Source organism: uncultured Cardiobacterium sp. (assembly GCF_938028185.1).
Classification (GTDB): domain Bacteria; phylum Pseudomonadota; class Gammaproteobacteria; order Cardiobacteriales; family Cardiobacteriaceae; genus Cardiobacterium.
In genome coordinates, this window is sequence record NZ_CALJAH010000178.1 from 1 (window position 1) to 10,255 (window position 10,255).

Genomic DNA, 10,255 nt, shown 5'->3' on the forward strand with positions numbered 1-10,255 from the left:
GGAGGGGCGGGGTGGGGGCAGTAAACCATCCGCGTCAGCGACTGCATATAAAACGAATTGTAAACAGCCCCTAGAACCGCCCCTACGGGCTTTGCCCTGAAGGGGGAGAGATGCAAATTGTAAACAGCCCCAAAGATTGGCGCGCTTATTCAGGCAGGTTTTTGCATTGGCTGAAGGCTTCGGTGTCCAGAACGAAGGCGTAGCCGTCCTTGTCTTTTTGTAGCGGCAGGATGACAGCGCGGTCTTTGCCGTCAACGTTCATGCGGAGCATGATGCCGCTGTCGCGTCCGTCGCCGGGTTTGCGTCTGCCGCTGCGTTGCGGGTGGCTGTCGCGGATTTGCGGCAGGTGCGCCGTCAGGCATTGTTGCAGCGCCTCGCGCCAGGCGGTTTTGTGGGCGACGGTTTCGGGAATGTGCATCAGCGCCGCCACGCGCGCGCTGTCGCCTTCTGCCAGCGCCTGCATCATTACCCGCAGGGTGTCGCCGCTGTTTTGTCGCACCTGCGCGGGGAGGAGGTCGAGCCAGGCGAGGAGGTAATTGCCTTTGTTGTCCACGGGGGTTTCGCTCATCACCAGCGCGGCGGCGCGGCGGTTGTCGGTGTCCGCCCAGAGCTCTACGAGGTCGATGCCGACGTTGCGTCCGCTGATGGTTTTGCGGGTACCGTTCCAGTCGCGCGCAGCGCTGTCGCCCTGTTTGACCCAGGCGATCCAGAGGCGCATCGGCGCGAGGTAGTAGTGGCGCGCGATGACGGTGTAGTCGGGTAACAGCACCATGTTTTGGTATTCGATGCGGTTGGCGACTTCGGCGTAGGGGTCGGCGGAGACTTCTTCGAGGAGCGGGAAGGGTTTGTCGGCGGCAGACGCGGCGATACTGGCGAGGGCGAGGAGCAGCAGGATTTTTTTCATGGGTTCTCCGGTTGTTGGGGGAGTGTTCCGCCCTGCGCATCGCTGCGCCATTCGTCGGCGACCAGGTAAAGCGGGCGCTGTTTCACTTCTTCAAAGATGCGGCCAATGTACTCGCCGATGATGCCGAGGCAGACGAGCTGCACGCCGGCGGAAAACATGATGCCGGCGGTGAGTGTCGTCCAGCCCGGTACGTCGCGACCAAAGAGCAGCGTTTCCAGCACAATCCAGATGCCATAGCAGAAGGAGGCGAGCGAGACGAGAATGCCGGTGCGCGAAATCCAGCGTAGCGGTTTCAGGGAAAATGAGGTGATACCGACGATGGCGAGTTCAAACAGGCGCGGGTAGTTGTATTTGCTCTCACCGGTCTGGCGGGGTGCCGCCTGGAATGGCAGGTAAACGGTCTTGAAACCGACCCAGGCGTAGAGGCCTTTCATGAAGCGCTGCCGTTCGGGCAGGGCGAGCAGGGCGTTGACCACCTTGCGCCCCAGTACGCGGAAATCGCCCGCGTCCGGGGTGAGGGCGTAGCGGCTGCCGTCCTGCATGAAGCGGTAAAAGCCGCGTTTGAGGAAGCCGAGCAGGCGGTGTTCGTGACCGCGTTTTGCCTGCACGGCGGCGACCATGTCCGCGCCCTGGCGGTGCAAGGCGAGCATTTCCGCCAATATCGTCACCGGATGCTGGCCGTCGGCGTCCATCATCGCCACCGTGTCGCCGGTGGATGCCTGCAATCCGGCGGAAAGCGCCGCCTCTTTGCCGAAATTGCGCGACAGCGTCAAAAGGCGCAGCACGACGTTGTCCGGCAGGCGGGTGGCGGTGCAGACGGCGCGCACGTCATCGCGGCTGCCGTCATCGACGACGATGATTTCCGCCCGCCCCTGTGTTGCGAGGTACGCGGTTAGTTCGGGGAGGAAGGCGGCGAGCGCGGCGGCGTCGTTATAGACGGGGAGGATGAGGCTGAGTTCAATCTTCATGGCTGACTCCTTGCGGCACCACCCAGTACACCACCGCCCGCTTTTCCTGCGGGCGTGGGTAACGCCAGCCGTGCGCGCGCCAGGCGATTTCCTGCCGAATCAGCGTCGCGCCGCGCGCCTGCAAGCCGCGGGCGGCTTCCTCGCAGGCGGCATCGTCGCCGGTGCCGTAAGTGCCGGTGCAGTAAATCGCGCCATATTCCTGCGCCCAGGACGGGTGCGGATTGACCAGTGCGGGCATCGCGTCCGGCACGCCGGGCAGCGCGCGCGGGTGCGATGGCGCGAAGAAGGCGAACGACGCGCTTTCCGGCCAGGTTCCGCCGACCCATTGCAGCGTCTGGCCGGGGAAGCGTTCGGCAAAGGCCGCCTCTACCGCCGCCACCAGCGCCGGGCGGGCGTAGTAATAGCTGGATTTGCCGCGCAGGGCGTTGATGCCGACGTACACCACGCTACCACCGAGAATCAGCAGCGCGATGGTGGCGAGCGGGCGGCGCAGTTGCGGCCACAGCGGCGCTGACGGCAAGCGCGGCGCAAGCTGGCAGGCGAGCCAGGCGGGCAACGCGAACCAGAGCGGAATCGCCCAATGCGTGGTCAAATGGATGCCGAGCAGCAGGTGCAAGGCCAACGTGATGAGCGCGGGCAACAGCGTGAGCGCCAATAGTGAAGCGGCCGGCGCGGCATCGCCCTGACGCGGCAGGCGTCGCCACAGCCAGACAAACGCCAGCCACGGCACGCACCAATAATAAAGACCGGAGAGGGCGAAAGTCGCCATCCGCATCGCGCCGTCGCCGCCCGCGAATTTGCCGGAAAGATACTGGCGGAAAGGAAAATCCAGCGACCATTCCCACCACAAATGCGGCGCGAGCAGCACGAGAAAAACGGCGAGCGCAAGATACGGGCGGCGGTCGGTGTACCAGCCGCGCCACGGGCGGGCGAGCGAAATCAGGAACAGGCTGAGCAGCAGCACGCCGGAAAAATACTTGCCGAGCATCGCCGCTGCCGCCAGCACGCCGAGCGCGACACTCCAGCCGGTTGCCGCCCCCGGTCTCGCCGCGCGGAAAAACACATACGCCGTCCACGGCCAGAGCGAGAGCAGCACCGTGTCGGCGTTGAATTTGGCGGCAAGATTGGCATAAGGCAGGCCGCAGACGGCGAAGACGAGCGCCAGCAACAGCGCGTTATTGCGGCGACCGTCCGGCGGCACCCAGCACGCGGCGAGGGCGACAATGCCGAGCGCGCCAACGGTGGCATTGATATAAGAAAGGAGAAAATACGCCCAGACTTCAGTCGGGAAAACGGCGAACCACAGCCGCACCAGCCAGGCAAACAGCGGCGGATGCTTGAAAGAGCCCCATTCCCAGGTCTGCCCCCAGGCGTAGTTTTCAATCATGTCGCCGTAGCTGTCGAGCGATGGCGAACGCAGCCACGACGCCAGCAGCCACACCACGATATAGCCCGCGAGCAGTATCAGCCACGGCAGTTTTTGGGGGGTACGCATGGAAGTTCCTCGATGGATAAAGCGGGAATTTTATAGCGGATGCGGGCGGGATGGGGTTACTGGTGGCACGCACGGGAGTTTTCGCGGAGGCATAGGGTGCGCCTCGGCGCACCGCCCCGCCCAAGGCTAAAACGGGAGATGGTGGGGCAAGCCCCACCCTACATTATTTATATATGAGAACAGCCGCGCGGGGCGGCTGTCGGGCGGGGCGTTTAGCCGAGAAAATCGTCGCCCGCCGCTTCGTCTTCTGTAAACAGCCAAACCTGGCCGAATTTGCCGTCGCGCATTTCCAGCAGCAGCAAGCCCGGCTGGTCGATGCTTTTGTCGCCGGCTCTTGCCCGCCAGACGGAACGGGCAGGCGATGAGGTCGCCGTTGGCCATCGCCGCGCCGTTGGGCGACAGTTGCAGGGTGTCGCCGGTGTGTTTGATGAGGCCGCCAATCATGCGCAGCACATTTTCCTTGCCCTGATGCGTGCCGGAAAACGGATTGTGGCCGGGCTGGTGCCAGCGGATGTCGTCCGCCATCAGGCTGGCAAAGGCGTTCATGCCGCCGGTCGAGAGGGCGTTGAGGCTGGTGGTGACGGCGTGTCGTTGGGACGGGTCAGCATGGGATGCTCCTATGAAATGACAGGGAGCCGCATTTTAGCACCGCGCCCGCTGCCGCCTTTCATAAACCGCATCGCGCACCCGCCGCATACCGGAAGATTGAACAGGCGCTTAATGGTTTGATTGTTTTGCGGTTGGCGTTTTCTTCGGCGCGTTTTTATTAAATTCTTGGCGGCATTTTCGGGATTATAAAAATTTTTGGGTAATAATTTGATTCGGCAGGGATTGACGCTGCGTTAATTTTTCCTGTATAACTGGCAATGCGCGCTTTCTTCCTGTTCTGCGGTATTGCAAACGGCTGCCGGATACCGTCATAACTCAATTCATGAGGAGTGTTCTTATGGGCGATTTTAATCCGATGCATATTACTTTCGGCGTTTATTTGGTTATTGTGCTGCTGATTGGTCTGGCAGCGTATTATTCGACGAAAAATTTTGATGATTATATTCTCGGCGGGCGCAGTCTGGGGCCATTCGTCACGGCAATGTCGGCGGGCGCTTCCGATATGTCCGGCTGGCTGTTGATGGGGCTGCCCGGCGCGGTTTTTTTATCTGGCATGAGCGAGGCGTGGATTGCCATTGGCTTGACGGTCGGCGCGTATTTGAATTGGCTGTTGGTTGCCGGACGTTTGCGCGTGCATACGGAGCATAATAATAATGCACTGACGTTGCCGGATTATTTTTTCCACCGCTTTGGCGCGCAGGGGCGGGCGATGAAGGTTATTTCCGCCGCGATTATCCTCTTTTTCTTTACGATTTATTGTGCCGCCGGGGTGGTCGCAGGCGCGCGCCTCTTTGAGAGCCTGTTTGATATTACCTATGCGCAGGCGATGTGGCTCGGTGCGGGCGCGACGATTGCCTATACGTTTATTGGCGGCTTTCTCGCAGTAAGCTGGACGGATACGGTACAGGCAACGTTGATGATTTTTGCGCTCATTCTGGCACCAATCATGGTGCTGGTTGCCGTGGGCGGTTTTGATGATGTCGCCCTTTCGATCGGCAAGGTCGCGGCGGAGAAGGGCAAGGATTATGGTGAATATAGCGGTATTTTTGCCGGGACGACTTTCCTCGGTATTGTTTCAACCGCCGCCTGGGGTCTGGGTTATTTTGGCCAGCCGCATATTCTCGCCCGCTTTATGGCCGCCGACAGTGTCGCCTCATTAAAACCGGCGCGCCGCATTGGCATGACCTGGATGGTTTTGTGTCTCGGCGGTGCTATTGCGGTTGGCTATTTTGGTATTGCTTATTTTGGCGCGAAGCCGGAGGAGATTGGCACTTTGGGCGGCAAAGAGGAGCGGATTTTTATTGGTCTGGCCAGTTTGTTGTTTAATCCGTGGATTGCCGGTGTCATTCTTTCTGCCATTTTGGCGGCGGTGATGTCCACGTTGTCTTGTCAATTATTGGTTTGCTCCAGTGCAATTGCCGAGGATTTTTACAAGGGCTTTTTGCGGCCGAATGCTTCGCAGGCGGAACTGGTCTGGATTGGCCGCCTGATGGTTTTGGCGGTGGCAATGATTGCGATGGTTTTGGCGGAAGACCCGAATAGCAAGGTATTGGGCTTGACTGCTTATGCCTGGGCCGGTTTTGGTGCGGCTTTTGGCCCGGTGGTGATTCTGTCTTTAATCTGGAAACGGATGACGGCAACCGGCGCGCTTTCCGGCATGATTACCGGCGCGGTTGTGGTGGTCGCATGGGCAGAGGCGATGAATCCCTGGCTGAAAAATCATGGCTACCCGACGATGTATGAAATCGTCCCCGGCTTTGTCGCCTGCGCACTGGCAATCGTCGTGGTCTCGCTCTTTAGCAAACCGGCTGCGGGTGTGGTTGAACGCTTTGAGCAGGCCAACCGCGATTATCACGCCAACAAGCACGGCAAAGTGGCTTGATGGTGGTATATTTGACGGGACAGTTTGTTGTCCCGTTTTTCTTTTTTAAGATTATCAAGGAGTTTTCATCATGTTTGCATTTTCCCGTCCACAATCCGCCCTGCGCGATGCGATTACCAATGCCTACCGCCGCGACGAGGCGGAAGCCGTCGCCGATATGCTGGCGCAGGCGCAGTTGAGCGAAGATGAGCGGCGCGAGGCGGAGGCGCTTGCACGCCGTCTGGTGACGCAGGTGCGCGAGAACCGGCGTAAGGCGAGCGGTGTGGATGCGTTGATGCACGAGTTCGCACTCTCCAGCGAAGAGGGTGTGGCGCTGATGTGTCTTGCCGAAGCCTTGCTGCGCATCCCGGACACGGCGACGCGCGACCGCCTCATTGCCGACAAGATTGCCGGCGGCGACTGGAAAAGCCATATCGGCCACAGCCCGTCAATGTTCGTCAATGCCGCCGCCTGGGGGCTGCTGGTGACGGGCAAGCTGACCGCGCAAACGGATGAAAACTCGCTGGGCAACGCGCTGACCCGCGTGCTGGGCAAGGGCGGCGCGCCGCTCATCCGCCAGGGGGTGAATTATGCGATGCGCCTGCTCGGCAAGCAGTTTGTCACCGGGCAAACGATTGAAGAAGCGCTGAAAAATGGCAAGGCGCGGGAGAAGATGGGCTACCGCTACTCCTTTGATATGCTCGGCGAGGCGGCGATGACCCAGGCCGATGCCGACCGCTATTTTCAGGATTACGTCGATGCCATTCACGCCATCGGCAAGGACGCCGCCGGGCAGGGCGTGTACGAAGGCAACGGCATTTCCGTCAAACTCTCCGCCATCCACCCGCGTTACTCGCGCGCGCAGCATGAGCGGGTGATGAACGAACTCTTGCCACGGCTGAAGGAGCTGTTCCTGCTCGGCAAACACTACGACATCGGCATCAACATTGACGCCGAAGAAGCGAACCGCCTTGAGCTCTCGCTGGATTTGATGGAAGCGCTCGTTTCCGACCCCGATTTGGCCGGGTACAAAGGCATCGGCTTCGTCGTCCAGGCGTACCAGAAACGCTGCCCGTTCGTCATCGACTACCTGATTGACCTCGCCCGCCGCAACAAACAGCGGCTGATGATTCGCCTCGTCAAGGGTGCGTACTGGGACAGCGAAATCAAATGGGCGCAGGTGGACGGCCTTGAAGCCTACCCGGTTTACACGCGCAAAGTGCATACCGACGTCTCCTACATCGCCTGCGCGCGCAAACTGCTCGCCGCGCAAGACGCCGTCTTCCCGCAATTCGCCACCCACAACGCCTACACCCTCGGCGTCATCTACCAGCTCGGCAAAGACAAAGAATTTGAGCACCAGTGCCTGCACGGCATGGGCGAAACCCTCTACGACCAGGTCGTCGGCCCGCAAAACCTTGGCCGCCGCGTGCGCGTGTACGCCCCGGTCGGCACCCATGAAACCCTGCTCGCCTACCTCGTCCGCCGCCTGCTGGAAAACGGCGCGAACTCCTCCTTCGTCAACCAAATCGTCGATGAAAACATCAGCATTGACGACCTCCTGAAAAGCCCGCTCGATGCCGCCGCCGCGACCCAGGGCAAAATGCACGCCGCGCTGCCGCTGCCGCCCAAACTCTACGGCGACGCGCGCCCGAACTCGCGCGGCCTCGACTTCAGTAACGAACACACCCTGAAGCACCTCGAAGACGAAATGAGCCGCGCCGCCGCGCAGCGGGTACAGGCGAGCAGCATCACCGCGCAGCCTGCCGAAAGCGAAGCGCCGCACGACGTCAAAAACCCGGCGAACCACCACGACCTGGTCGGCAACGCCGCCTTCATCAAAACCACCGCCATTGACGGCATCATCGCCAGCGCCAAAGCCGCCGAACCCGGCTGGGCGGCAATTACCCCCGCTGCGCGCGCCGCCATCCTGCGCCGCATCGCCGACCTGTTTGAAGCGCACCGCGCCGAACTGATGAGCCTCGCCGTGCGCGAAGCGGGCAAAACCCTGAACAACGCCATCGCCGAAGTACGCGAAGCCGTTGATTTCTGCCGCTACTACGCCCATGAAGCCGAAACCACCTGCGCGCAACGCCGCCCCGTCGGCACCATCGTCGCCATCAGCCCCTGGAACTTCCCGCTCGCCATCTTCACCGGCGAAGTGGTCGCCGCCTTGGCGGTCGGCAACACCGTCCTCGCCAAACCGGCCGAACAAACCAGCCTCATCGCCTACCGCGCCGTGCAACTGATGCACCAGGCGGGCGTGCCGCGCGACGTGCTGCAACTCGTCCTCGGTGCGGGCGACGCGGGCGCGGCGCTGACCCAGGACAAACGCATCAACGGCGTCGTCTTCACCGGCTCGACCGAAGTCGCACAACACATCAACCGCACCCTTGCCGCGCGCGACGACAACCCGGTACTCATCGCCGAAACCGGCGGACAAAACGCGATGATCGTGGACAGCACCGCGCTTGCCGAACAAGTCTGCCTCGACGTCATCAACAGCGCCTACGACAGCGCCGGACAACGCTGCTCCGCGCTGCGCATCCTCTGCCTGCAAGAAGACATCGCCGACCGCACCCTCGCCATGATCAAAGGGGCGATGGACGAACTGCGCATCGACGACCCGGCGGCGCTCGCCACCGACATCGGCCCGGTCATCGACGCCGAAGCACAACAAAACCTGCGCGCCCACATCGACAAAATGAAAACCGTCGCCCGCGCGCACCACGAAACCACGCCCGGCAAAAACACCGACGCGGCCGCCTCCACCTTCGTCGCCCCGGTACTGTTTGAACTGAACAACCTCGACGAACTCCAGCGCGAAGTGTTCGGCCCGGTACTGCACGTGCTGCGCTACCGCGCGGGCGGACTCGACCGCCTCATCGCGCAAATCAACCAAAAAGGCTACGCGCTGACGCACGGCATCCACAGCCGCCTCGACAGCAGCATCGACCACATCAGCAGCCAGATAGAGGCAGGCAACACCTACGTCAACCGCAACATCGTCGGCGCCGTCGTCGGCGTGCAGCCCTTCGGCGGGCACGGCCTCTCCGGCACCGGCCCGAAAGCGGGCGGCAGCTTCTACCTGCAAAAACTCAGCCAGGGCGACGCCTGGCAAGCGCCCACCCCAGACAAAGCAGGCGTCGCCGACGAAAGCGCGCTGCCGAAACTGCAGGCGCTCATCACGCAAAGCGGACTGGACAGCGCCGCCCAAGCGCGCCTCAAAGCGGCAATAGACATCGCGCAAAAAACCACGCTGCGCCACGCCGTGCAAACCCTCAACGGGCCAACCGGCGAACGCAACGAAAACCGCTGGCACCTGCCGCCGCACATCGCGCTTTACGGCGGCGAGCTCGAACAAAGCCTCGCGGCACTCATCCCGGTCGCCATCGCGGGCGGACACCTGCACGTCGCCAAAGAACACCCGCTGGCGCTCCTTGAAAAAACCGCCGACGGACTCATCCGCGTCAGCGCGGAGCCCGTATCCGACCACGCCCGTCACGTACTGGCGCTGGAACCGCTGCCGGTGGCGCTCAAAACCGCGCTCGCCGCCCGCGACGGCGCACTGGTGAAAATCATCGACGCGACGGGCGGGGTGGACATCCTGCCGCTGTACGAAGAAAACAGCCGCAGCACCAACACCACCGCCGCCGGCGGCAACGCCAGTCTGATGGCAATGGCGGAAGAATAAACCGCTGCCGCATAGAGAAAGCCCGCCAATGGCGGGCTATTTACATACACTTGAGCTCTCGTAGTGTATGTATAGCAATCCTCCGAAAGCCTCATACGGCGTTGCGCCGCCTCGCCGTACAACCGCGTACTGTCTTCGGCAGTGCGCCTTGTATGAGACTTTATGAGTATTGCTATAATAACCAAATTTAAATAAGGAGTAATAAGTATGGCTTTTTTTAACAAGAAAAAATTTTCTTTTGATTCTGTTAAACAAGCGGTAAGTGATACTACTGCAAAGGTATCTGATTCAATTAAAAATACTGATTTTAAAGGTGCTATTGAAACAACTCAAAATAAAGTATCTGATTTGTATAACAAAGCTACCGAATCATCTAAAAATGCTTATGAAAATACTGCTAATAGAATTTCTGAATTTTACGAATCAACCAAAGATGCAATTTCGAGTTTTGACTATAGTCAGTTAAAAAATAAAGAATTTTATTATGGAAAGGGAAAAGAGTATGCTAATTTAAGTTCTGAAAAAATATCAGCTTATTTTAAGGGGACTCTAGAGATAGATAAATCCACCATGGAAATGGTGGATGAGGTTAAAAGAAAACTCCCTGTTCCTGCAGAAACAGTAGATGATATTTTTGATCAATGTAAGAAAGAAGCTATTCGTCGGACGATCTCGCTTTTTATGTTAAAGAATTTATCTGATAAAATAGACAGTGCCAGCGAAG

6 protein-coding genes and 1 pseudogene are annotated in these 10,255 nt (G+C 59.9%); 3 read left to right on the forward strand and 4 right to left on the reverse strand.

Annotated features, from left to right (window positions below):
* Positions 1–145: 145 nt before the first annotated feature.
* The 4 genes from Q0349_RS05180 to Q0349_RS05195 all read right to left on the reverse strand — a co-directional run bounded on the left by Q0349_RS05180 (position 146) and on the right by Q0349_RS05195 (position 3,988).
* Positions 146–904 carry a hypothetical protein gene (locus Q0349_RS05180; protein WP_298079814.1) on the reverse strand — a complete coding sequence of 253 codons (759 nt, stop codon included), beginning with the start codon at positions 902–904 and terminating at the stop codon, positions 146–148.
* Positions 901–1,872 carry a glycosyltransferase family 2 protein gene (locus Q0349_RS05185; protein ID WP_298079815.1) on the reverse strand — a complete coding sequence of 324 codons (972 nt, stop codon included), beginning with the start codon at positions 1,870–1,872 and terminating at the stop codon, positions 901–903. Before Q0349_RS05185 ends, Q0349_RS05180 begins: the two co-directional genes overlap by 4 nt.
* Entirely contained in the window at positions 1,862–3,367 is a 1,506-nt protein-coding gene (locus Q0349_RS05190; protein ID WP_298079816.1) for a glycosyltransferase family 39 protein, read from the reverse strand. The genes Q0349_RS05185 and Q0349_RS05190 overlap by 11 nt, the downstream gene beginning before the upstream one ends.
* A gap of 126 nt (positions 3,368–3,493) precedes the next feature.
* Entirely contained in the window at positions 3,494–3,988 is a 495-nt protein-coding gene (locus Q0349_RS05195) for a nuclear transport factor 2 family protein (protein WP_298079820.1), read from the reverse strand.
* 325 nt (positions 3,989–4,313) lie between these two features.
* On the opposite strand from Q0349_RS05195, the gene putP reads away from it, so the two are divergent.
* The 3 genes and pseudogenes from putP to Q0349_RS05210 all read left to right on the forward strand — a co-directional run.
* On the forward strand, positions 4,314–5,858 hold the full coding sequence (putP, locus tag Q0349_RS05200) for a sodium/proline symporter PutP (RefSeq protein WP_298079817.1): 1,545 nt from the start codon (positions 4,314–4,316) through the stop codon (positions 5,856–5,858).
* Positions 5,859–5,928: 70 nt separating this feature from the next.
* Entirely contained in the window at positions 5,929–9,531 is a 3,603-nt protein-coding gene (gene putA, locus Q0349_RS05205) for a bifunctional proline dehydrogenase/L-glutamate gamma-semialdehyde dehydrogenase PutA (protein ID WP_298079818.1), read from the forward strand.
* 207 nt (positions 9,532–9,738) lie between these two features.
* Positions 9,739–10,255: pseudogene (locus Q0349_RS05210) on the forward strand (hypothetical protein); the annotation flags it as partial.

Excerpts from the sequence above, each read along its gene's own strand:
- Q0349_RS05185 (WP_298079815.1), bottom strand. The coding sequence starts at position 1,872 with ATGAAGATTGAACTCAGCCTCATCCTCCCCGTCTATAACGACGCCGCC.
- putP (WP_298079817.1), top strand. The coding sequence starts at position 4,314 with ATGGGCGATTTTAATCCGATGCATATTACTTTCGGCGTTTATTTGGTT.
- putA (WP_298079818.1), top strand. The coding sequence starts at position 5,929 with ATGTTTGCATTTTCCCGTCCACAATCCGCCCTGCGCGATGCGATTACC.
- Q0349_RS05180 (WP_298079814.1), bottom strand. The coding sequence starts at position 904 with ATGAAAAAAATCCTGCTGCTCCTCGCCCTCGCCAGTATCGCCGCGTCT.
- Q0349_RS05190 (WP_298079816.1), bottom strand. The coding sequence starts at position 3,367 with ATGCGTACCCCCCAAAAACTGCCGTGGCTGATACTGCTCGCGGGCTAT.